This window comes from Acetanaerobacterium sp. MSJ-12 (assembly GCF_018917875.1).
Classification (GTDB): Bacteria; Bacillota; Clostridia; order Oscillospirales; family Ruminococcaceae; genus Bittarella; species Bittarella massiliensis.
In genome coordinates, this window is the sequence record NZ_JAHLPK010000002.1 from 224,022 (window position 1) to 247,468 (window position 23,447).

Consider the following 23,447-nt stretch of genomic DNA (forward strand, 5'->3'; position numbering starts at 1 on the left):
TGTAACACAAAGGCTGACGAGGCGTAGCTCAGTTTGGTAGAGTGCCTGGTTTGGGACCAGGATGCCGCAGGTTCAAGTCCTGTCGCCTCGACCAATTTTTTTGTTGACAACGCGAAAAGAAGATGGTATAATCCATACCGTTGTCACATTTGCTGGTGTAGCTCAGTTGGTAGAGCAGCTGATTTGTAATCAGCAGGTCGGGGGTTCAAGTCCGTCCACCAGCTCCATTGAAAAGAGCCGGCCAATGTGGCTACTAAAATAAAATATGGTGGAGTTCCCGAGTGGCCAAAGGGGGCAGACTGTAAATCTGTTGCGTTTCGCTTCGATGGTTCGAATCCATCCTCCACCACCAGATGATACGAAGGTAGGTTTTTGTAGTTTCTTTTTGGAAATGTACAAAACATACCTTCGTTTTTTATTATTGTAATTATGTATTTGTCGAATTTTCTGCATAATAATCTATTTCTACTTGTTCAGGTGTTCGTGCTTTCAACCGATGATGAGGTCGTTCATAATTAAAAAAGTGAATGTATTCCTCTACTGATTGTATTAGTTCTTCTGCAGTGAAATAAGCATGACGATGTAATTCTTCTTTTTTCATACAGGCAAAGAAAGACTCTGCTACTGCATTATCGTGCGGAGAACCGGGGGCTGAGAAAGATTGTTTCACTTTCTTTTTCCGAAGATATTGGCGAAACTCGTAAGAGACATATTGTGAGCCTTGATCAGAATGAAAAATTAGATTAGATGGGCAATCACGTTCCTGAAAAGCTCGTTTAAAAGCTTCTTTTGATTGTGCTGTATTGTTAGAGGTTGATACTTCGTAAGATATAACTTTTCTGGAGAATAAATCGATAATAACGCAGATATAATAAAATGTCTTATTTACCATCACATGTGTTGTATCACTGACCCAAACAATATTTGGAGCTTCTGTTGTAAAGTTTCGTTTTAATCTATCTTTTCGAAACTGTCGATGATAAATATTATTATCATATCGGGAGGGTTTCTGTGCTTGACAGCAAAGATTCATTTCCTTCATTAATTCTCGTATCTTTTCAATAGCAACAGTGTATCCTATTTCTTTTAATTTGATGCGAATTTTGGGCGCTCCAAATCTCTGCTTGCTTTCTTCAAATATTTTTTGAATAAGTGGACGAAGCTCATTATCTCGCAATTCATAACTGGTCGGAATATCTTTATGACGAATTCTATGATAAAGTGTTGTATGATTTACATCAAGTGCTTTACATACAAGCATCATTCGAAAATCGTAATGTTCCATTAATTCTAAAGCTGCATCAATTCGGTTTTTTAGAGGGGATTTTGGGGTGCAGCCGCTGATACGGTAGATCTCGTTTTCAGCCTTTAAACGTTCTAATTCTCTCTGCAAGGAGAGAATATTACCAGCCGAATACATTTTTCCCTGAGATTTCACAATTGGTTTCATATCTGAAAACCTGTTGTAGAGGGAGCTTCGGGAAACATTATAGCTTTTACAAAGATTAGATATGCTTTCTCCTGATTTGTATTTTTGATAGAGCATTTGTTTAAATTCATCTGAATAGGTTTTAGGCATAATTAAGTTTTCTCCTTTCTGTTGACTTTGACTATTGTAACAAAATTATCAGCTACCATAAAGGTCCATTGATTTATCATTTATCTTTCTTCAAAAAAGCCTAAAGTTAATGAAGGTAGAAACAAACAGAGCTTACTTCTAATATCAGAGAAAATGAATACCTGCAAAAAACAGCACCGATGTCCTCCAAGCGAGGTTCCGGTGCTGTTTTTTTATGAAACGACGCCTCAAATCATATTAACATATACGTATAAATGAGGATTTTCCTCAATCTAATATTGATTTATTTGACAAATTGTATTATAATCGACTTGAGGGAGTGAAAATATGCTAACTAAGTTTGTTTTCCGTAATTTTAAGTCTTTTCGAGATGATACGATATTGGATTTGTCTGCGTCGAAAATTACAGAATACGCAGATCACTTATTTGATACTGGAATTGAAAAGGTTTTGCCGACTGTCGCTATCTATGGAGCCAATGCAAGTGGCAAATCTAACGTTTATCAGGCTTTCGAATATATGAGCCAGTATGTTGTAAACTCATTCAAATTTGGTGGAGATGACGATTCAAACCAAAAATCAGACTTTGGTTATATGAAACCTACGCCTTTTTTGTTTGATAGCAAAAGCAAAAATCAAGAGTCTTTATTTGAAGTTTCCTTTGTAGATACAGGTAGCGAATCAATAAAATCATATCAATATGGCTTTGCGGTAAATTCACAGGGAATTACACGAGAATGGTTGAATCGAAAAGCTAAAACCGCAAGAGCTTATAAACGTATTTTTTATCGGGATGCCGAAACATTAGATTTAACTGGAATTCCTGTCAAATACCGTGAAAACTTAGAAGTCTCCTTGGAACGAGAGGTTTTGATTTCCTCCTTGGGAGCCAAACTGAAAATCTCCAAACTCAAATTTATCAGAGATTGGTTTTTACAAAATGAATTTGCGGATTTTGGGGATCCCGCTGAAAGTTTCTTTATGTCTCGTTTTTTACCTGCGGGGTTCGTTGATAATCAAGAAGTGCAGGATAATGTTGTAAGATTCTTTTCTGCTTTTGATGATTCCATCAAAGGGTTCCATATACAAAAGGTTACTTCCTCTGATTCTGATAAAAAGGAAGAGCATTATACAATAGACGCTATTCACTCGATGATTGACTCTGATGAAACCGCCTCTATTCCCCTGCATTTAGAGTCTGATGGAACGCTGAAAATGTTTGCATTGTATCCGGTTCTGCAAGAGGTGTTAGAACGTGGCAACGTATTGTTCATAGACGAACTTAATGCAAGACTACACCCTTTGCTTGTAAAAAACTTTATCCATACATTTTTGACTCCTGAATTAAACCCCCATAGGGCACAATTGGTTTTTACGACCCACGATACATGGCAACTATCCACTGATATTCTCCGACGTGATGAAATTTATTTTACACAGAAGGATAAACAGGGCATTTCACATTTATATTCATTGGCCGATTGCGTTGATGAAGATGGTGTTAAAATCCGGAAGGATGAAAACTTTGAGAAGAACTATTTGAACGGGAAATACAAAGGAATCCCAGATATTAAAAAATTTGATATCATGGACTCAGTTAAATGCAAAGAAAATCTCTCATAAGTATAACTATTAAAGAGTTTGTGACCAAAATATAAACTTAAGAGAATGGAGATGAGCGAGTGGATTCGCAAATTAATTCAGTTATAAATGGAGAGCAAACAACTGAAATAAAGCAGACTTTTTTATCAAATGCCATTTCTGATATTGCAATTTATATTCAACTTGCCGATACTAAGGTATCGATCATCATGGGCTCCCTTGTAGCTCTTTTAGCAGGCATTTTGTCTTGTTATGAATCTATATTACAACTAATTTCAAAAATAAAACCTTGTAGTTGGTTAGGGACAATAATTGCTATTTTTACCGTATGGCTCTTTATAAGCTTTATTGCTGTTTTTGTATTTGGAATTTTAACTATTCGCGGACATGTTTCAAAAATTGGATACCAGTCAAAATGGTTTTTGGCGAACTCTCCTAAAGAGTATTCTTTTGATACATATAAGCAAGATATCAATGCAATGACAGATCAAGATATTATTGAAAATATGGCAGCGGAATTATATAAATTAAACGATATCAACCAACAAAAATCCAAAACCATGAAATGGGTAATACGGTCTTTTGCTTCTACTCTGATTGCAACTGCCGTTCTTGGATTTTTATTGCTATCTTATAATTGGTAAGGAGAACTTTATGGCTATAGATGTAACTGCAATTTATAAAAATACTTTAAAACATTACGAACAAGCGAAAAATAATCTTATTCTAAAAGAAGAGAGAGGAATTTTTGCACACTCCGCCATTTCAGATGTGATCCCCGGTTTCAAAGCCGAAAAACTTGAATTTGGCTCTTATGATAAAGAAAACTTTGCAGTACTATTTGTAGATATGCGTAGATCTACTGAAAGGGCTCAAAATGTCGGCCCCGAAAAGACATTTTTGACAATGCACATATTTCTTACTGCCCTTCTTGAGGTGGTTGAATACTATCACGGAAAGGTTATCGATATTATGGGAGATGGACTGATGGTGTTCTGGGGCGGAAAAGAAGCACGTGCGAAAGATAATATGGTTAAATCCATTGCAATTCAAAATGCAGGGTTATGTGGACGTGACATGCTAAAAGTGCGTGAAGCAGTTATAAACCCCATTATTGATTGCGAAAAACTCGGTACTCCGATTAGCATTGGAGTAGGAGTTACATTTGACAGCGTAGTTGTTACTAAAATTGGAACGGCTGATTCATACGACGTAAAAGCCTTTGGAGATTGTATTAACATAGCTTCTCACTATGCCAGCGAAACCGAGAATAAGGTGAAAGTATCCAAGAAAATAAAGAATGAATGGCCTAAAGGTGAAGGAGGAACCATACAATTTCTTTCTACTAAAGATGGTGAATCTTATTATCTTGAATCGAATAAATAAGAACGAGGTACGTTATGGCTAATGATAAGATTGTAACAGTAGAGGTAGAACTATTATTAACCGCTATTGAGCGGATTACTTCTAGTGAAGTGCTTGAAAAAGATATAAATAGTAAATTACCTTTGACTACTGATTTGCCGGATGCAAATAAAATTTATCATGGAAAAGTTTCTGTACTTTTTGTTGATATGCGTGGCTCAACAAAATTGCCAGACAAATTTAGCTCAGATCAACTTGTTAAAATATATAGGAGCTATATCCGCACCGTTGTACAAGCGATACGTTACTCTGGGGGTGTCGTAAGGGATTTCATGGGCGATGGAGTCCTTGCCGTATTTGTAGATGATATAGACGGTAAATCTGTAGATAAATCAGTTCGTGCTGCCAGATATATTACAACTGCTATTGATAAATTTCTCAATCCAATACTCGATGAAAAGATTAAACATAGAATTTCTTATGGTATCGGCATACATACAGGAGAAATTTCTCTTTCCAAAGTGGGCATGAAAGGAAAAGAACAAGACACAGATAGCGAAAACGAGTTTGGTATCGCATGGATTGGAAATAGTACAAATCTTGCATGTAAGTTTAGCAGTGCAGTCGATCGTGGGACGATTTTTATAAGTGCATCTACCTATGCAGAACTCTCGGACATAGAAAGTAAGCAAATGTGGAGAAAAATTGAATTTAGTAAAGGTAGTAATACATTAAGTGGCTATATAGCAGAACATTACTATTTGCAGCTTGATCAAGATGTGGAGCCTTGTGTTGCCACTGATGGTGATGATACTTTAAGACAGGGAGATGAAGTGGGGATTGGAATACAGAAACAGTTATCATCTATAGTCGAAAAAGCGTTGGAATTGGGAAGGAAAGAACAGTCTCTTCAGGATAGGGAAGAAAAACTTAATATAAAAGTTGCAGAGATTAATCGTAAAGAAAAGGAAAATTTTGAAAGAGAAAAGTCATTATATAAGAATGAATATGATTTTTATTGCGATATTCTTGGCAGTGGGCACTGTAAGGCAGCATATGTAAAGGAAATGGGGCAAGATTTCTGGGAGGAAAATTTAGAAGATGCAATTGCTGCTGGTGCAAAACTGGGGAAAGATGAGCATAAAGTGAAGCAAGAAATAAGCTATGCAATGGTTAGCATTTATGAGGATTTGGAGATTTATGATAAAGCGTATGATTTTTTAGTTGAACAAGCTGCTGGGCATCCATGGCTTCATTTGTCTACGGTACAAAAAATTGTGGCAAAAGTGCAGTATTGTGACAGACTAAAATCTGCTATATATAAACGTTTGGCTAAAAATGATTTATCTGCAGATTATAGATACGAATTTGAAAAAATAAAGAATTGGTTGGCTCAATATAAACCTTAAATTTAAATTTTCAAAAAAATTTTTTGAAACACCCCGGAAACCGCATAGTTACTGGGCGCCAGTAATTTCGGTCACCAAACACAAATTGAGTCTGGACGCGATCTGCGCTCCAGGCTCTTTTTTGTCAGAGTGGGGCGTCCGCCTCCAAGGGCATCTCAAGTGCCTATCCCTTTCGCGCCTGTGGTGCCATTCGCCCTCCACCGGCTTTTTATCTGGAGATGTTGACCCGCGCCTTGCGGCATGCAGATCGCTTCCCCCATCTAAAAAATGCAGAGCAATTTGCTCTGCATTTTTTGTTGCGGCGCCGCACCCGGAGACGGGGCAGTCCGTCTCGCTGTTTTAGAGCCGCTTTTCACGCAAGGCAAAAGTGCGGTTTTCCTTTAAAAAGCACCTGCCGGCCACAGGGGGACAGTGGGCTTTCTGCCAGCGGAATGGCGCGCAGTGGTTTTCAACGGCGCTTGCCGGCGAAGAGGGGGCCCTTTGAGAGCGCTTCTCGAAAAGGGGCGGCGCTCCCTTTTGGGGAAAGGCGGCCAATTTCAAAGAGTCGGCCGCCTCTTTCTCTCGTTTTGTCGATGGCAGAGGGGGCCCTTCTCCCCTTCCCCGTCGCACCCCACGGCTCTGACAGTGCGGGCGGAGAAAACAGCCGGTTTTCACCCGCCGGATCGAGCGCGTTTTTTCAGGGCGGGGCAAAGGCGATTTCTAGCAAAAGAACTTTCCATCATTTACCTGTGCGCAAAATTCGACAAAATCCTCTACAATCAAACAGGTGGCCAGACAGTGAGAGGGAAGGAATTTGCAGAGAGGTAGGGGAAGGTCGATATGGGAAGAACGGTCAAGGAGTATATAGCGCATCTGGAGAGGGAGGAGAGAAGTCCCGCCACCCTCGGTCAGTATCGCCGGGACATCGAGGCGTTTCTCCGCTGGATGTCGGGGCGGGAGCTCACCAAGGAGCGGGTGATCGGCTACAAGGGGCACCTGCAGGAGGTGTATCGGCCGGTCAGCGTCAACGCAAAGCTGGCGGCGCTCAACGGCTTTTTTTCGTTTTTGGGCCGGCACGACCTGCGGGTGAAACAGTTGAAGATCCAGAGGCAGGCGTTCTGTCCCAGGGAGCGGGAGCTGTCCAAAGCCGAATACCTGCGCCTGGTCCGCGCGGCAGAGACCCGGCGCGGCGACAGGCTCTCGCTGCTGATGCAGACGATCTGCGCCACGGGCATTCGCGTGTCGGAACTGCACAGCATCACCGCCGAGGCGGTGGAGAGGGGGGAGGCGGTTCTCCAGCTCAAGGGGAAGACCCGGGTGATCTTGCTGACGGGAAAGCTGCGGAAAAAGCTGCAGCGCTATCTGCGCCGGCAGGGGATCAGCAGCGGCCCGGTGTTCATCACCCGCACCGGGCGGCCGCTGGGCCGCTCGAGCATCTGGCGGATGATGAAGTCGCTCTGTACAGAGGCCGGGGTGGAGCGCAGCAAGGTCTTTCCGCACAACCTGCGGCACCTGTTTGCGCGCTGCTTCTACTCTGCCGACCGGGACCTGGCGAAGCTGGCCGACATTTTGGGCCACTCCAACATCAACACCACCCGCATCTACATCGTCTCTTCCGGCAGGGAACACCGCCAGCGGATGGACGCCTTGAAACTGGTGCTCTAAAAATAAAAAAACTACATAATCTGCATTATGTAGCGGGTGTCAGCTGAAACGATCTTAACTTTTTATCTATATTACCATTCTCTTCCTGTAACCGTCAAGGGCCCCAATGGATGTTTTACAAATACAGGCACTAGAAAGAGACCTCCCGACTCTCTTTTTTCGGGAGGCCTGACTTGCTGTGCGCATTTGTCTGCCCGGCGGCTGCAAATGTCCATTTTGCGGGGCAGGGCGGCTGCTCCTTTTGCCCCTGTTTTGCCCAGGTGTGCACATAATGCAGATTATGTGGCAATTTGGGGGAATTCAAGGGGAACTGCCAACGGGTTCTCTTGAAGAATAAAAAGGAGGCATACATATGGGCAAAGTAAAGATGTCGAAGAAACTCTTGTCCCTGGCGCTGTGCGCGGCAATGGCCATATCCATGGGCAGTGTCACCGCCTTTGCGGCAGAGGCGACGGTTTCCACGGCGGACGAGCTGACCAGCGCTGTCCAGAGCGGCGGCACAGTCAAACTCGGGGCGGATATCGAGCAGAGCGTCGTCGTTCCGGCGGGGGTCGCCGTCACCCTGGACCTCAACGGCAAGACCCTGACCGCCAAGGACAAGGACGCCATCTGCGTGAGCGCCGGCGCCACCCTCGAGGTGATCGACTCGGTGGGCGGCGGCAAGGTGCAGGCAGCGGTGAAGGGCTATGCCGCGGTGTTCAACAGCGGCAAGACCACCCTGTCCGGCGGGTACTACACCCGCAGCGCCAACCAGTGGTACACCATCTGCAACCACGGCGAGATGACCATCAACAAGGGCGTCACCGTAAAGACCACCGTCGACACCGTCTCCAGCTTGATTGAGAACGGCTACTCCTCTTATGCTGCGGCCAGGCCCAACGAGCGCAACAACTACGTGGAGGGCGCCAACAGCGCCAGCCCGACGCTGACCATCAACGGCGGCTCCTTCACCAGCGCCGGCTACAACCCCGTCAAAAACGACGAGGGCGGCGTTCTGAACATCTACGACGGCACCTTCAGCTGCCCGACCTACGAGGGCGCTGTGGTGCAAAACTGGAACATCGCCAACATCTACGGCGGCACCTTCACCGCCAGCGGCGACGTGGCCTGCGTCGTCTCCAACGGCAGCTGGGGCGACCACGCCAAAGGGCAGCTGGCCATTGAGGGCGGCACCTTTGTGGTGGACGACCAGGCCGCCAACGCCAAGCTGTTCTCCAACGGCCAGGGCTCTGGAACGGGGGGCTCGGTCGCCATCAAGGGCGGCGACTACACCGGCGAGTTTGACAGCGCCCTCATGGACGCCTACTACGACACCAGCATCTCCGCCGGCACCTTCACCTCTCCCGACGCGGCGGACTACGCCGTGCAGAGCGCCGTTGCCGCCTCTCTGAACTCCACCGGCAAGACCTATATCGGCACCGCCGCCGAAATCAACGAGACCCTCAACGAAAAGGCCGCCAAGGGCGACAAGGTGACCGTCCTGTGCGGCGATGTGGACCTGACCGGCCTGGACCAGGTCGCCGTCACCAACACCGGCAGCGGCAATGTCACCGTCAACGATGTGCCGGTCGCCGACACCCCTGTCACCACCCACGGGGCCGTCACCGCCGTTGCGGAAAAAGCGCCCACCTGCACCGAGGACGGCAACATCGCCTACTGGTACTGCGCTGACTGCGGGAAGTACTTTGGCGACAAAGAGCTGACCAAAGAGATCGCCCAGGCGGACACTGTGGTGAAGGCCACCGGCCACTCCACCGGCGCCGAGTGGGTCTCCGACGGCAGCCAGCACTGGCATGCGTGCACCGTCTGCGGCGAAAAGGTCGAGGAGGCCGAGCACACCTTCAAATGGGTGATTGAAAAGGAGGCCACCGCCACCGAGAAGGGGAGCAAGTACGAGGCGTGCGCCGTCTGCGGCTTCAAGAAGGCAGCTGTGGAGATCCCGGCCACCGGTGAAGCGGACGCCGACGGCGAAAAGTCCGACACGGCGCAGACCGGCGACTTCGGCGGCATGGGGCTGTGGGTTGCCCTTCTGCTGGTTTCCACCGCGGGGCTGACCGGCGCTGCCCTCTGCGGCAAGAAGAGAAAGTACAACAAATAGCGCCTTTTGAAAGGAGCGCCCTGCGGGCAGACCGCGGGGCGCTCTTTTTGTCTGGACAGGCGCCCTTTGGCGGCAGAGAGGGAAGGGCGGAAGAGGGGGTGGCGGCCGCCCAAAAGGTCTGCCGCTGGGTGGTTTTTCCCCTGAAAAGCGGGCGGCAAATTTGCACGCCCCCTTTTAAACAGAGCGATTTCCTGATAAAATGGAGCAAATGGCGGATGCGTCCGCAGTGGCAGTGGAAAGGAGGGCGGAAGATGAACGGTCCCCAAACGCCGGAGGAGTTTTGTCGGTTCCTCTGGCACCAGTACCTAGTGGAGCGCCGCTACGATTTCTTGGCGGAGGTCGTCGACCCCGCGCTCAGCGTCATCGGCACCGGCGCGCACGAGGTCAGCCGCAATGTCGAGGCATTTGAGGCGGCCATGGCGCGGGAGAGCGGGGAGTGGAACGGCAGCTTCCTCATCAAAGACCAGTGGTATCAGACGACCGCCCTCTCGGACGGGTGCTGCCTGGTGATGGGGGAACTGGTGGTGCGGGAGAGCGCCGCCGACGGCCTTCCCTACGACTTGCACTTTCGCTTTACCGTGGTGCTGCGCAAGGGGGACGGGGGCTGGAAGCTCGTCCACGTCCACCAGTCGGTCCCCGACCCCAACCAGACCCAGGATGAATTTTTTCCCCACCGGATGTTGGAGCAGACCGGCCAGCAGATCATCTACAATCTGCGCCACGACTCGCTGACAGGGCTGCTCAACCGCCTGTATTTGACCGAGACGGCCAGCCGGCTCATCGGCAACGGCCCCCAGGGCTGGCTGCTGGTGCTGGACATCGACCGCTTCAAAGACATCAACGACAACTTTGGTCACCCCTTTGGGGACAAGGTGCTGGTTTCGCTGGCGCAGAGCATCAAGAGCGCCTTTTCACAGGCGGTGGCGGGCCGGGTGGGGGGAGATGAATTTGTCGTCTACCTGCCGGGCGAGATGTCGCAGGCGGCGCTCGAGCGGCTGTTGGCCCGCTTCAAAGGGGATTGGGCAGAGGGCCAGCAGGCGCTGCGGGCGGGCCGCCCCATCACCGTCAGCATCGGCGTCTCCCAGTGCCCGCGAGACGGCGCGGATTACGAGACCCTCTGGCAGCGGGCGGACGAGGCCCTCTATACGGCCAAGAAAGGCGGCCGAGACCAGGTCTGCTTTCGCCGGGGCGGGAAGTGACGCCCCCGCGCACAACGGAACAAACGGCCTGCACGCGGCGCAGGTCGTTTTTTTCGCCGGGCGGGGGAGGGCCGCGGCGGACGGACGCGCAGTCCCTTCCTTCGACCAAGAATCAGTGCCCCACAGCGCCGTGAGCGGGGGAAAAGGAGGTCTTTTGTGAACCAGACAGAACAGCTCTCCAACTGGCTGAACTACCTCATCATCGCCTTTTACATCCATCTGCTCGTGCCCAGCCGCTTTTCGGGAAAGCGGGCGGCGGCGGTGCTGACGGCGGGGAGTTTGGCGACCTTTTTGTTCAGCCTCTTTTGGTTTCTCTACAAGGGGCGCGCCTTTGTCATGACTTTCAGCGCGCTGATCATCGTGTTGCCGGTGCTTCTGCTGTCCCTGTTTTACGCCAAGTACCGGGACGCGCGAACGATTTTTACGGTGGTGACCATCTGCTCGATCATGATGGGGGTGGGCATCGTCGGGGAGATATGGAAGCACTTTTTGAGTCCCTGGGCGGAGATCCCGCTGGAGATGGCCCTGCACCTGGCGCTGCTGACAGCCATCGCCCGGGTGTTTCAGGAGCAGTTTTTCTTGATCCAGGAGCGGTTTCGCCGCCTCTGGCTCCTCCTCACCGCCATCCCCCTTCTCTACTGCGAGATCTTTGACCTGTTGGCGGAGTCGGCGCGCCTCTCCCCCTACCGCGGAGAGGGCACGGCCGTCGTGCTGATGGCGGTCTGCGCCATGATGGCCACCTATGTGCTGCTGCTCCTCTTTTTCCGCCAGCTGCGAATGCAGCTGGAACAGGAGCGGGCCAACCAGATCTTGATGGCTCAAGTCGAGATGATGAAGGCCCAGGAACAGGCCATCTTGCGCAGTGAAGACCGCATCCGCATCTACCGGCACGACCTGCGCCACTACCTGCAGATCGCCGACGAGCACCTGCGCGGCGGGCGCTACCAGGAGGCGCAGAAGGTTGTAAAAGACCTGGACGAGCAGGTGTCAAAGAGCACGGCCGTGCGCTGCTACTGCAAAAACCTCACCGTCAACGCCGCCCTCTCGGGGTACCTGCGGCGGGCCGAGGAGGAGGGGATCGCCGTCCGCTCGGCGCTGGAATTCCCCGACCCCCTGCCCGCGGAGGAGTTGGAGTTGGCGGTGGTGCTGGCCAACGCGGTGGAAAACGCCCTGCACGCCTGCCAGAAGATGCCCGAGGGCGCCCCGCGCAGCATCGTGCTCAGCGGCCAGGTGGTGGGCTCCAGCTTTTTGCTGGAGATCGCCAACACCTACCGGGGGGAGATCGCCATCGACCCCAAGACGGACCTCCCCCTCCCCGAGGGGGAGGAGCACGGCGTCGGCACCAAGAGCATAATCGCCTTTGCCCACAAGTACGGCGTCCTGCTCGACTGCAGCGCCGAGGGGGGCTGGTTTGTGCTGCGGCTGCTCTTTCAGATGGAGGGGCGCTAAAGGGAGACATTTGTGCCGGTGCCCCGGTTGTGGTACAATGGCTGCAACCACCCGCGCGCTGGCGCGGGAGAAAAAGAGGGGGGTGACGGGGTGAAGATCGCCATCTGCGACGACGATAACGAGCAGTTGTGCGCGCTGGAAGAGAGCCTCTCCCAGTACCGATGGGAGCGCGACTGCGAGATGAAGCTGTGCCAGTACAGCTCCTCCGCCCAGCTGCTGGGTGAAATTCAGGGCGGCACGCGCTACGACCTCTACCTCCTGGACGTGTTGATGCCGGAGGTGAACGGCATCCGCCTGGGGGAGGAGATCCGCCGGACCGACTGGGAGGCGGCGCTGGTCTACCTGACCTCCTCCCGCGACTTTGCGCTGGAGGCCTACGGGGTGAGCGCCTTTCAGTACCTGCTCAAGCCGGTGGAGAGGCAGACCCTCTTTGCCCTGCTGGACGCCCTTCGCACCTGGCGGCAGACCGGCAGCGCCCCCCAGTTTGCCTTTAAGAGCAAGGCGGGGCTCACAGTGGTCTACCAGAGCGAGATCCTCTATGTGGAGTACCGCAACCACATCCTCTATTTTCACCTGGAAAGCGGCGAGACGCTGCCCTCTCTGCACATCCGCGTCCCCTTTGAACAGGCGGTGGCCGGCCTCTTGGAAAACGAGGACTTCCTCCACCCCCACAAGTCCTATGTGGTGAATATGAGCTGGGTGCGCCAGCTCACCTCCAACGCCTTTGTGATGGGGGACGGCTCGCTCATCCCCATCCCCAGAAAGAATTTCAGCGCGGTCAAGAGCAGCTATATCCGCTTTCTCGCGCAGAGGGGTCGCCGCCGGGGCCCCTTTGCAGTGCCGCCCAGCGACGGGACGGTGTGAGGAGATGAAAAGGCCCGCGGGCGCAGCTGCGCCCGCGGGCCTTTTTTGCCTTTCGGTGGCGAAGGGGGAGGCGGGGAAGACCAGCTCTCTGCCCGCCGGCTTTGCGGGCCGCCCCTCACCGATAGAGGAGGCGGGCGCCGGTGTTGACGTGGATCATCTCCGGCGCGCTCCAGCCGCTGAAGCAGTAGATCCCCGCCCGGCGGCCGTTGTACCAGCTGCCGCCGAAGATGACCGCCCGCAGCCCTGGCCGCTGCCAGTAGAAGTCGCCGCAGTAGCGCTCCGGGCCGCCGTCTTCCCCCGAGCGGGTGGGGAAGCGGGCAAAGGGGAGGCGGGGGTCCTCCCCCCAGGCGACGATGGGGGACTCGTCGGTGGGGCTGTTGCAGTAGCTCACCATCCGGTAGGCGCCGGTGATGGAGCAGTCGCTGTAGGCGCCCGGGTCGGTGCAGACATAGGGGCGCAGGTCGAGGATATTGATCCCGTCGATCCACTCCCAGGTGTTGCCGTAGGGGTTTTCGATCCCCCGCCAGAGGATGGGGGCTTGCCCCTGCGGGTCGGCAAAGGCCGCGCCAGAGGAGGCGGCTACCCCGTCGGCGCCCCCGTTTACCCAGAGGGAGGAGTAGAGGAGCATCCCCGCCTCCAAGTCGGCGGGCGGGCCGTCAAAGGAGACGGCGGCCCGCCCCCCGCCCAGGGGGGTGACGCCGGTAACCGCGGCGTGGGGGACCACCCGGTTGTCCCCCAGCTCCCAGCCCAGGGCGATCCCCTGGCCGGGGCGAAACTGCCGGGCATACCCCTCCGCCACCACGGCGCGGTTGGTCGCCTGCTCGGACAGGAGCAGGGGGGATTCGGCGCTGTAGGGCAGGTCGGTCAGCCCGGTCATCACCGACTGGGAGTTGAGGGTGGCAAACTCCACGGTGAAGAGCAGTTGCAGCACGTCGCAGAGGAAGACCGCGTCCATCATCCCCCAGCGGGGGCCCAGGTTGCAGCAGAGGCCCCGCCAGGTGGGGCGGTCGGTGCGGATGCGGCCGTACCGGCCCGCGGCGCTGACCACCCCGCCCCGCCCGTCGGGGGCGCAGAGATAGGCGCCGATGTAGATGTGCTCCAGCGGCTGTCCCCGCGCGTCGAGAAAGGCCGGCGAGAGGCGAAACCCCTCCTGCCGGCAGGGGCTGACCAGCCAGTACTCCCAGCCCTCCCTCTCCAGGTGGAGCTGGTAGAAGCGGGGGATCTCCACCATCACCTGGCCCCCCTCGCCGTCGCTTCGGTAGCCGGGCTCGCCGAAATAGGCGCGCACCCGGCCATCGGGCCCCAGGTTGCAGCGGCGAAAGCCGCCCCAGGGGAAGATCTGGTCAAAGTCGTTTTGCACCCGCTGTCCGCCGACGCCCACCCGGGCTGTGAGCCCGGCGCTGTCGCAGACGCGCTCCAGGGCGGGGGAGGGGTCGCCCACCCGCCGCCGAACGCCGTAAATGCCGCTGTTTTTCAAGAGGATCGCCTGCCCTTTCCACTGGGATTTTTCTCTACTCTACCACGGAAACGGCGGCGGCGCAATCGGGGCCTTCAAACTTTGGGGAAAGGGCCTCGGCGGCGGGCTTTCCGCCTTGACTTCTGCGCGGCCAGACTTTACAATAGGAAGCGTACTGCCCCCGCTTCGCCGGGGGCTTTGTCGGATGGGCGCACCGCCGCCTGCGAGACCGACCGCGGCCGCAGGGCCGGCGAAACAAGAAGTCTGGCCCCAGGGGCTGGAAAATGGGAGGATTTGCAATGCTGCAAAACAGTGAAAAGAGCATGGACAAGGTGGTCTCTCTCTGCAAGAGCAGGGGCTTTGTCTACCCCGGGTCGGAGATCTACGGCGGCCTGGCCAACGCCTGGGACTACGGCCCCCTGGGGGTGGAGTTCAAAAACAACCTGAAGCGGGCCTGGTGGAAGAAGTTCGTGCAGGAGAGCCCCTACAACGTGGGGCTGGACTCGGCCATCCTCATGAACCCCGAGACCTGGGTCGCCTCCGGCCATGTGGGGGGCTTTTCTGACCCCCTGATGGACTGCAAGGACTGCAAGAGCCGCCACCGGGCGGACAAGCTCATCGAGGACTTCACCGGCGAGTCGGCCGACGGCTGGTCGGAGGAGAAGATGCTGCAGTTCATCGCCGACAACCACATCAAGTGCCCCAACTGCGGGGGGGAGAACTTCACCGACATCCGCAAGTTCAACCTGATGTACAAGACCTACCAGGGGGTCACCGAGGACTCGAAAAACGAGATCTACCTCCGTCCCGAGACCGCCCAGGGCATCTTCGTCAACTTCGCCAACATCGCCAGGACCACCCGCAAAAAGCTGCCCTTCGGCGTCTGCCAGGTGGGCAAGAGCTTCCGCAACGAGATCACCCCCGGCAACTTCATCTTCCGCATCCGGGAATTCGAGCAGATGGAGTGCGAGTTCTTCTGCAAGCCCGGCACCGATCTGGACTGGTTTTACTACTGGAAAGACTACTGCAAAAACTGGCTGCTGAACCTGGGGATGAAAGAGGAGAACATGCGGCTGCGCGACCACGAGCAGGAGGAGCTGTCCTTCTACTCCAAGGCCACCACCGACATCGAGTACCTCTTCCCCTTTGGCTGGGGCGAGCTGTGGGGGATCGCCGACCGCACCGACTACGACCTGACCCAGCACCAGAACCACAGCGGCAAGGATCTGAGCTACTTCGACCAGGAGGCGAATGAGCGCTACATCCCCTACGTGGTGGAGCCCTCCCTCGGCGCCGACCGGGTGGCCCTGGCCTTCCTCTGCGAGGCCTATGACGAGGAGCAGGTGGGGGAGAAGGACAGCCGGGTGGTCATGCACTTCCACCCCGCCCTGGCCCCCTTCAAGGCGGCCGTTCTGCCCCTGTCCAAAAAGCTGGGCGAACAGGCCGGCAAGGTGCGCGAGCAGTTGGCCGGAAAGTTCATGGTGGACTACGACGACGCCGGCTCCATCGGCAAGCGCTACCGCCGCCAGGACGAGATCGGCACCCCCTTCTGCATCACCTACGACTTTGAGAGCGAGCAGGACGGCTGCGTCACCGTCCGCGACCGGGACACCATGGCCCAGGAGCGGATCGCCATCGACCAGCTGGAGCGCTACATCGAGGAAAAGATCCAATTCTAGATCGCCGTCGCCCCCCGGGCGAAGGGATAGAGGCGGCCCCTCCCTTTTGGGAGAGGGGCCGCCTCTTTTTGGCGGAAGAGGGAGATGGTTTTGGAGAGTCAGAAGGGAAATGTTCTGTCCATTTTGCCAAATATGCGAGAAAATAGGTCTACAAACAGGCAAAAATTATACAGGATGAATAATTTTTTGCGGGAAAGATTGGCGCTTTGATCGCAACAAAAGAACGCTTTACCTCTCACTTTTGTGATAAAATACGTATAGATTTTCTTTCGGCAGATCATTTTGTAATTTGCGCACAAAAAAGCTGGTCTGCCATTGGCAAACCAGCCCAGTTTTTTCAAAAAAAGAGGATATTGTATTGCTGAAAGAAAAATTATAATTTACCATCGCTGCTTGCAGCGAAAAGGGGAGGAAGAAATGAACCGAACGCTCAAACGGGCACTGGCCTCGCTCCTGTCGGGGGCGCTGGTGCTGACCATGGCGGTGGGGGCGCCTGCCCTCGCGGCAGAGCCGGACACCGTCACCATCTACCACACCAACGACATGCACGCCTCGATGATCAGCGACGCCTTCAACCTGGCCCACGTCACGACCATCAAAAAGAGCACCCCCAACAGCCTGCTGCTGGACGCGGGCGACGCCACCCAGGGGCAGCCCTTCTCGATGCTCACCAAGGGCAAAAGCGTCTTTGAGCTGATGAACGCCGCCGGGTACGACGCCATGGTGCTGGGCAACCACGAGTTTGACTACCCCCAGGAGACCCTGTTGGAGAATGTCAAGACCGCCAACTTCCCCGTTCTGGCGGGCAACCTGCAGTTTGGCAACGGCTCCAACCAGGAGCTCAAAAATGAGCTGGTGCGCGACTACATCGTCGAGACGGTGGGGGGCCACAAGATCGCCATCTTCGGGATGATCTCCCCCGAGACCTCCAGTTTGGCCTCTCCCGACAAGCTCAAGGGGTTGGACTTCCTGGACGTCAAGGCCGAGACCACCCGCATTCTAAACCTCATCGACCAAAATGAGACGGACATCGACGCCATCGTCTGCCTGGCCCACTGCGGCTGGTCCACCGAGGAGAAGTACTCCTCCAAGGCCATCGCCGAGGCGGGGGCCGGCAAGATCGACGTCATCATCGACGGCCACACCCACCAGGACATGTTGGAGGGGAAATCGGAGAAGGTCGGCGACACCCTCATCGTCTCTTCCGGCAGCACCCTGGCCAACCTGGGCAAGCTGACCCTGACCTTTAGCGGCCACGACCTCACCGGCGTGAGCACCGGGCGGATCAACAAGGCCACCGTCGAGGCCGAGAACATTCAGCCCGACCCCACCTGCCAGGCGGCCATCGACAAGGTCAAGGCCATGCAGGAGGCCAGCAAGACCCAGAAGGTGGGCAACACCCAGTCCACCCTCTACGCCAGCAAGATCCAGGCCCGCGCCCTGGACGAGCAGGGCAATGTGGTGGACACCGAGTACAGCGTCTCCGGCACCACCGAGGCGAACCTCTACGACCTGGTGGCCGACAGCCGCCGGTGGGAGGCGAAAGAGGCCCTCTCGGCCAACGCCACCTACAAAAACTACGACTACATCGGCTACATTTGCAGCGGCAACGTGCGGGCCACCATCCCCGCCGGGGAGATCACCATGGAGAACGTCTACCAGATCCTCCCCTGGAGCGACTCGCCGGTCATCTATGTGGCCATCAGCCCCAAGACCCTCTACGACATGGTGGAGGTCGGGGTCAGCAGCGTCACCTCGCAGGACGCCGCCACCGGGCAGATCAGCGGCGGCCACGGCCACTTTTTGATCCCCTCGGGCTTCACCTACACCTATGACCTCTCCAAGCCCGCCATCGCCTACCAGGAGTACACCAAGCCCGACGGCACCAAGGCCGGCCGCAAGACCCAGGAGGGCCAGCGGGTCACCGAAATCAAGTTGGAGGACGGCACCGTCCTCGACCGAAACGACGACGTGAAGTCGATCGTGGTCACCAGCGGAACCTACAACCTGGGCGGCGGCGACGGCTTCTGGGGCTTCACCGAGGACGACGCCTACACCAAGATCGGCAGCGGCGACGGGGAGAAGGGGATCTTCGTGCGCTACCTGGAGCACCTGAGCGCCCAGCCGGAAAATAAGGACGGCATCCGGGTGCCGGTCAACGGCGGCCGGATCCGGGCCATCGGCGGCGGCTACACCGCCGAGAGCTACCAGGCGTCCATCACCGCCCTCGGCGCGGGGGAGCGGGCGGCCGACGCCACCTTCCAGGTGCGCGTCGACGGCGGCGAGGCCAAGGCCTACAAGACCGACGACAAGGGCCAGTTCGCCCTCACCCTCTCCAACGGGCCCCACGAGGTGACCGTCTTTAAGGAAGGCGCGGTGGAGGAGACCCTCTTCTACCTGAACAACTACGCGGGCATCCTCTCGGCCGTGGTGGAGAGCGAGAGCGCCATCCCCGCCGACAAGAGCGAACCCTCCGGCGAGGAGGGCAACCAGGGCGAAGAGAACAATCAGGGCCAACAGAACAGCCAGGGCGAGGAAGAGGAGCCCGCCGACGGGTCCAGCGCCAACACCGGCGACGCCTTCCGCCCGGCGGCTGTGGTTGTCGCCCTCTCTGGGGCGGCCCTCACCGCCTTCCTGCTGCGCAAAAAGCGCCGCTAGTTTTTAGAAAAGCCAGGCACACCTTCCAAAGGGGCCGGCGTTTCCCGCCAGCGGGGCGGGAGCGCCGGCCCCGCTGTGCATTTGGGGCGTAGGGCCTTGTGAAAAGCGCTAAAAAACGGCGCAGTTCCTGGTCATCCGTCCAAAGTTGGAGGGAAAGGGCCGCCGCCCCTTCTTCCCGCGCTCCACGGGTGCTACAATGAAGGCAAGAGATCCACCCGTCCCGCCGACCGGGGCCGAATGCGTGAGGAGGTTGCGAAGATGGAAGCGAAGAATATCGTTAAAGAGGCAGTGGCCAAGCGGGCGCCTGCCCTGCGGGAACTGCACCACAAGATTTGGGAGAGCGCCGAGCTGGGCTACGAAGAGGTCCAGTCCGCCCTGGCCCTGCGGGACTTTATGGCGGCCGAGGGCTTTGCGGTGGAGACCGGGGTCGCCGGCATCCCCACCGCCTTTGTGGCCAGCTACGGCAGCGGGAAGCCGATCATCGGCATCCTGGCCGAGTACGACGCCCTCTCCCAGCTCAGCCAGCAGCCCGCCTGCCCCACCAAAGACCCCATCCCCGGACAGGAGGGCGGCCACGGCTGCGGCCACAGCGCCCTGGGCACCGGTTCCGCGGCGGCGGCCGTGGCGATCAAGGACTATCTGGACGCGACCGGGAAGAGCGGCACCGTCCGCCTCTACGGCTGCCCGGCCGAGGAGAACGGCTGGGGCAAGACCTTTATGGCCCGCGCCGGCCTGTACGACGACCTGGACTGCGCTTTTACCTGGCACCCCTTTGACAACAACGCCGCCTGGACCTTCAGCTCCCTGGCCAACGTCAGCGTAAAGTTCAAGTTCTTCGGTCGCACCGCCCACGCGGCGGCCGCCCCCCAGGCGGGGAGAAGCGCCCTGGACAGCTGCGAGATCATGAACGTGGGGGTCAACTACCTGCGCGAGCACGTCATCCCCGAGGCGCGAATGCACTACGCCTACCTGGACGTGGGCGGCACCTCCCCCAACGTGGTGCAGGACCACGCCTGCGTCCACTACTTCCTGCGCGCCCCCAAGAGCGCCCAGGTCCAGGAGATCCTGGCGCGGGTGAAGGATATCGCCAAGGGCGCCGCCCTCATCTGCGGCACCGAGTGCGTCTGCGAGATCCAGTCGGGGATGAGCGACTACATTCCCAACCCCACCATGACCAAGCTCCTCTACGAATCCCTGGTGGAGATGGGCGCCCCTGAATTTGACGAGGCGGACGGGGAGCTGGCGGCCAAGTTCTTCCAGTCCCTTGACGACGAGCTTCGCCAGCAGGTGGTCAACGGCCTGGTCAAGCGCTACGGCGAGGAGCGGGCCAAGGAGATCGTGGCCGCCCCCCTCAACAAAGCCATCGACCCCTTGGACTTTAACATCGTCCCTGTCGCCGGTTCCACCGACGTGGGGGACGTGAGCTACGTGACCCCCACCGCCCAGGCCATGATCGCGGGCTTCTGCATCGGCACCACCCCCCACACCTGGCAGGTCACCGGGCAGACCGGCTCCTCCATCGGCGAGAAGGGGTACCTAAAGGCCGGCGAGGTGCTGGCCCTGGCGGCGGCCAAGGTCATCGACTGCCCCGAGATGGCGGCCAAGGCCAGAGAAGAGCTGGTGGCCGAGACCGGCGGCGTCTACAACTGCCCCGCCCCCGACGACGTGCTGCCCCCCATCCCCGAAGGGGTGGCCCAGCGGGCCAAGGAGGCCGGCCTCTAAACCGCCTGTCCCACAGAACGGAGTTTTGCGCCCCCGCCGGCCGGCGGGGGCGCTTCTCTCTGGGGGGACGCTGCCCGGGTTGGGGGAGGGCGACCACCCATCCCTCTTTTATGGATAGGGAAAAATTATGCACTCCGACAAACTTTTAACAAGAGTTCTGTGCACCTGTTACAAATTGCACAGAAAGCCTTTGCACTTTTCGTGGTTTTCCCAATTCGACAGCAAATTGGTGTACAGCGGCGCGGGGAGATGCTATAATACTCAATTGTAAATAAACCGTGAAACCGGCGGGGAATGGGGCTTTGCCCCCTTTTTGCGCGCAGTCCGCCGGCGCTCTTTGCGCCGGGTCTGCGCGCGCCGACGCGGTCAGTACGGGAGGGTACAATCTGTGTTTTCGTTTGGTAAGAACGCGTTCAAAAAAACCAGGGGCGGCGTTTTGCCGGGGCACTTCAAGAACACCAGCGGGTGCGCCACCGAGGCAATGCCGGTCCCCAAAACCGTCCGCATCCACCTGGCGCAGCACGTGGGCAAGCCCTGTGAGCCCACGGTCAAGCCGGGGCAGGAGGTGTTTGTGGGCACCGTCATCGGGCGGACAGAGGGGGGACTGGCCTCGGTCGTCCACGCCAGCGTCTCGGGCAAGGTGAGCGCCGTTGAGGAGTTCATCCTGCCCAACTCCATCCGCGCCAAGGCGGTGGTGATCCAGGCCGACGGGGCCCAGACCCCGGACCCCGCCATCGCCCCCCCGGAGGTGCATGACCGGGAGAGCTTTTTGGCCGCCGTGCGGGAGTCGGGCCTCATCGGCCTGGGGGGCGCGGGTTTCCCCACCTATGTCAAGCTCGCTCCCCCGAACCCCGAGACCATCGACACCCTGATCGTCAACGGGGCCGAGTGCGAGCCCTTCCTCACCGCCGACTACCGCGAGTGCCTGGAAAATGGCGACGACGTGCTGGAGGGGGTGCGGCTGGTGCAGAAGTACCTGGGCATCCGCACCGCCCTCATTGGCATCGAGAGCAACAAGCCCGAGGCCATCGCCGCCCTGACCCAGAAGGCCGAGGGGGACGAGCGCATCCAGGTGCGCACCCTGGTCACCCGCTACCCCCAGGGGGCGGAGAAGGTGATCGTCAACGAGCTCACCGGCCGGGTCATCCCCAAGGGCAAGCTGCCGGCCGACGTGGGGGTGGTGGTGCTCAACATCTCCACCGTGGCCTTTATCGCCCGCTATTTAAAGACCGGCATGCCCCTGGTAGAGAAGCGGATCACCGTGGACGGCGACTGCATCAAGACCCCCAAAAACGTGCTGGCGCCGGTGGGCGCCTCCATCGCCGACGTGGCGGCCTTCTGCGGCGGCTATGTCGAGGAGCCCAAAAAGATCTTGCTGGGCGGCCCGATGATGGGGATGTGCGTCTACACCGACGCCTACAACGTGGCCAAAAACACCAACGGCCTCCTCTTTTTTGGGGACAAGTACGTCAAGAGCCAGGCGGTGTTGGCCTGCATGAAGTGCGGCCGCTGCGCCGACGCCTGTCCCATGAGATTGATGCCCCCGCAGATCCACGAGGCCAACAAGGTAAACGACATGGAAGAGGTGGCCCGGCTGCAGGTGGACGCCTGCATAGAGTGCGGCTGTTGCTCCTTTGTCTGCCCCTCCAAGCGCCCGGTGACCCAGGCCATGCGGGAGGCCAAGGCCAACCTGCGCGACTACCGCGCCGACAAAAAAGTCGACAAAAAGAAGAAATAGAGAGGGGGAGGAGACAACTTGAACACCCAAACAATCGAAAACAAACTCATCGTTTCCTCATCGCCCCACCTGCGGGACAAGCGCACCACCTCCTCGGTGATGCGGGACGTGGTCATCGCCCTGATCCCGGCAATCGTCGCCTCCGGCATCCTCTTTGGCACCAAGGCGCTGATCCTGATCGCGGTCTGCATCGTCTCCTGCGTGGGCTTTGAGTATCTCTGGAACCTGCTGATGAAAAAACAGCAGACGGTGGGGGACTTCACCGCCGTCATCACCGGCATCCTGCTGGCCTTCAACCTGCCGGCCACCCTCCCCATCTGGATGGCGGTCATCGGCTGCTTTGTGGCCATCGTCGTGGTCAAGCAGCTCTTCGGCGGCCTGGGGCAGAACTTTGTCAACCCGGCCATCGGCGGGCGGATCGTGCTGGCCCTCTCCTTCACCTCGGCCATGACCGCCTACCCCAACGCCTTCTACTTTAAGGCCGGGGTGCAGACCATGGCCAGCGCCACCCCCCTGGTGGCCATCAAGAACATGTTTGCAAACGGCACCTGGGAGAAGCTGCCCAGCAACTGGAACCTCTTTTTGGGCAACCAGCCCGGCGTGCTGGGGGAGACCTGCGCCCTGGCGCTGATCGTCGGCGGGATCTACCTGGTGGTCCGCCGGGTCATCAACCCCATCATCCCCCTGAGCTTCATCGGCACCGTCTTTGCCCTCACCGCTGTGGCCGGGGCCAACCCCCTGCAGCAGATCCTCTCCGGCGGGGTGATGCTGGGGGCCATCTTCATGGCCACCGACTACTCCACCAGCCCCATGACCAACGGGGGCAAGCTGATCTTCGGCATCGGCTGCGGGCTGATCACCGTGCTCATCCGCCTGTTCGGCTCCAGCGCCGAGGGGGTCAGCTACTCCATCATCTTGATGAACATCCTCTCCCCCCAGATCGACCGGCTGACCCGGCACAGAGTGTTTGGAGGTGGCAAGTAGG

The 23,447-nt window shown here is 56.5% G+C and carries 16 protein-coding genes and 3 tRNA genes; 17 read left to right on the forward strand and 2 right to left on the reverse strand.

Annotated features, from left to right (window positions below; all coding sequences use genetic code 11):
• The first annotated feature begins 17 nt into the window (after positions 1 to 17).
• The 3 genes from KQI11_RS03045 (at position 18) to KQI11_RS03055 (ending at position 352) form a co-directional block, all read left to right on the forward strand.
• Positions 18 to 94 (forward strand) — tRNA-Pro (locus KQI11_RS03045).
• 57 nt (positions 95 to 151) lie between these two features.
• Positions 152 to 227, forward strand: a tRNA-Thr gene (locus KQI11_RS03050).
• Between the two features lie 40 nt (positions 228 to 267).
• Positions 268 to 352 (forward strand) — tRNA-Tyr (locus tag KQI11_RS03055).
• Between the two features lie 75 nt (positions 353 to 427).
• Here KQI11_RS03055 and KQI11_RS03060 read toward each other — a convergent pair.
• Complete coding sequence (locus tag KQI11_RS03060) at positions 428 to 1,579, reverse strand: IS3 family transposase (protein WP_216401047.1); 1,152 nt, start codon at positions 1,577 to 1,579, stop codon at positions 428 to 430.
• 327 nt (positions 1,580 to 1,906) lie between these two features.
• Here KQI11_RS03060 and KQI11_RS03065 point away from each other — a divergent pair, with 327 nt between their 5' ends.
• The 9 genes from KQI11_RS03065 to KQI11_RS03105 all read left to right on the forward strand — a co-directional run bounded on the left by KQI11_RS03065 (position 1,907) and on the right by KQI11_RS03105 (position 13,209).
• Positions 1,907 to 3,202, forward strand: a complete 1,296-nt coding sequence (locus KQI11_RS03065; RefSeq protein WP_216401048.1) for an AAA family ATPase — start codon at positions 1,907 to 1,909, stop codon at positions 3,200 to 3,202.
• 59 nt (positions 3,203 to 3,261) lie between these two features.
• On the forward strand, positions 3,262 to 3,825 hold the full coding sequence (locus KQI11_RS03070; protein WP_216401049.1) for a Pycsar system effector family protein: 564 nt from the start codon (positions 3,262 to 3,264) through the stop codon (positions 3,823 to 3,825).
• A 10-nt stretch (positions 3,826 to 3,835) separates the two neighbouring features.
• Positions 3,836 to 4,567 (forward strand): adenylate/guanylate cyclase domain-containing protein, encoded by a 732-nt coding sequence (locus tag KQI11_RS03075; RefSeq protein WP_216401050.1) that lies wholly within the window; start codon positions 3,836 to 3,838, stop codon positions 4,565 to 4,567.
• 14 nt (positions 4,568 to 4,581) lie between these two features.
• Positions 4,582 to 5,955, forward strand: a complete 1,374-nt coding sequence (locus tag KQI11_RS03080) for an adenylate/guanylate cyclase domain-containing protein (RefSeq protein ID WP_216401051.1) — start codon at positions 4,582 to 4,584, stop codon at positions 5,953 to 5,955.
• An 819-nt stretch (positions 5,956 to 6,774) separates the two neighbouring features.
• Positions 6,775 to 7,599, forward strand: coding sequence for a tyrosine-type recombinase/integrase (locus tag KQI11_RS03085; protein WP_216401052.1), 825 nt, complete (start codon positions 6,775 to 6,777; stop codon positions 7,597 to 7,599).
• Positions 7,600 to 7,951: 352 nt separating this feature from the next.
• A complete protein-coding gene (locus KQI11_RS03090; RefSeq protein WP_216401053.1) occupies positions 7,952 to 9,697 on the forward strand; it encodes a hypothetical protein in 1,746 nt (581 codons plus the stop codon).
• A 251-nt stretch (positions 9,698 to 9,948) separates the two neighbouring features.
• On the forward strand, positions 9,949 to 10,896 hold the full coding sequence (locus KQI11_RS03095; RefSeq protein WP_216401054.1) for a diguanylate cyclase domain-containing protein: 948 nt from the start codon (positions 9,949 to 9,951) through the stop codon (positions 10,894 to 10,896).
• Positions 10,897 to 11,052: 156 nt separating this feature from the next.
• On the forward strand, positions 11,053 to 12,345 hold the full coding sequence (locus tag KQI11_RS13420) for a sensor histidine kinase (protein WP_216401055.1): 1,293 nt from the start codon (positions 11,053 to 11,055) through the stop codon (positions 12,343 to 12,345).
• Positions 12,346 to 12,435: 90 nt separating this feature from the next.
• Positions 12,436 to 13,209, forward strand: a complete 774-nt coding sequence (locus KQI11_RS03105) for a LytR/AlgR family response regulator transcription factor (protein WP_216401056.1) — start codon at positions 12,436 to 12,438, stop codon at positions 13,207 to 13,209.
• A gap of 115 nt (positions 13,210 to 13,324) precedes the next feature.
• On the opposite strand, the gene KQI11_RS03110 is transcribed toward KQI11_RS03105, so the two are convergent.
• A complete protein-coding gene (locus KQI11_RS03110; RefSeq protein ID WP_216401057.1) occupies positions 13,325 to 14,686 on the reverse strand; it encodes a hypothetical protein in 1,362 nt (453 codons plus the stop codon).
• 278 nt (positions 14,687 to 14,964) lie between these two features.
• On the opposite strand from KQI11_RS03110, the gene KQI11_RS03115 reads away from it, so the two are divergent.
• From KQI11_RS03115 to KQI11_RS03135, 5 genes are all read left to right on the forward strand, one after another.
• Entirely contained in the window at positions 14,965 to 16,344 is a 1,380-nt protein-coding gene (locus KQI11_RS03115) for a glycine--tRNA ligase (RefSeq protein WP_185915827.1), read from the forward strand.
• Positions 16,345 to 16,761: 417 nt separating this feature from the next.
• Positions 16,762 to 19,002 carry a bifunctional metallophosphatase/5'-nucleotidase gene (locus KQI11_RS03120; protein WP_216401058.1) on the forward strand — a complete coding sequence of 747 codons (2,241 nt, stop codon included), beginning with the start codon at positions 16,762 to 16,764 and terminating at the stop codon, positions 19,000 to 19,002.
• Between the two features lie 258 nt (positions 19,003 to 19,260).
• Complete coding sequence (locus KQI11_RS03125) at positions 19,261 to 20,724, forward strand: amidohydrolase (RefSeq protein ID WP_216401059.1); 1,464 nt, start codon at positions 19,261 to 19,263, stop codon at positions 20,722 to 20,724.
• 388 nt (positions 20,725 to 21,112) lie between these two features.
• Positions 21,113 to 22,462 (forward strand): electron transport complex subunit RsxC, encoded by a 1,350-nt coding sequence (gene rsxC / locus KQI11_RS03130; RefSeq protein ID WP_216401060.1) that lies wholly within the window; start codon positions 21,113 to 21,115, stop codon positions 22,460 to 22,462.
• An 18-nt stretch (positions 22,463 to 22,480) separates the two neighbouring features.
• Positions 22,481 to 23,446, forward strand: coding sequence for an RnfABCDGE type electron transport complex subunit D (locus tag KQI11_RS03135; RefSeq protein ID WP_207721287.1), 966 nt, complete (start codon positions 22,481 to 22,483; stop codon positions 23,444 to 23,446).
• The last annotated feature ends 1 nt before the right edge of the window (position 23,447 follow it).

Bases quoted from the DNA above. Each gene is read 5' to 3' on its own strand.
- KQI11_RS03060 (WP_216401047.1), bottom strand. From the start codon at position 1,579: ATGCCTAAAACCTATTCAGATGAATTTAAACAAATGCTCTATCAAAAA.
- KQI11_RS03065 (WP_216401048.1), top strand. From the start codon at position 1,907: ATGCTAACTAAGTTTGTTTTCCGTAATTTTAAGTCTTTTCGAGATGAT.
- KQI11_RS03075 (WP_216401050.1), top strand. From the start codon at position 3,836: ATGGCTATAGATGTAACTGCAATTTATAAAAATACTTTAAAACATTAC.
- KQI11_RS03080 (WP_216401051.1), top strand. From the start codon at position 4,582: ATGGCTAATGATAAGATTGTAACAGTAGAGGTAGAACTATTATTAACC.
- KQI11_RS03085 (WP_216401052.1), top strand. From the start codon at position 6,775: ATGGGAAGAACGGTCAAGGAGTATATAGCGCATCTGGAGAGGGAGGAG.
- KQI11_RS03090 (WP_216401053.1), top strand. From the start codon at position 7,952: ATGGGCAAAGTAAAGATGTCGAAGAAACTCTTGTCCCTGGCGCTGTGC.
- KQI11_RS03095 (WP_216401054.1), top strand. From the start codon at position 9,949: ATGAACGGTCCCCAAACGCCGGAGGAGTTTTGTCGGTTCCTCTGGCAC.
- KQI11_RS03115 (WP_185915827.1), top strand. From the start codon at position 14,965: ATGCTGCAAAACAGTGAAAAGAGCATGGACAAGGTGGTCTCTCTCTGC.
- KQI11_RS03120 (WP_216401058.1), top strand. From the start codon at position 16,762: ATGAACCGAACGCTCAAACGGGCACTGGCCTCGCTCCTGTCGGGGGCG.
- KQI11_RS03125 (WP_216401059.1), top strand. From the start codon at position 19,261: ATGGAAGCGAAGAATATCGTTAAAGAGGCAGTGGCCAAGCGGGCGCCT.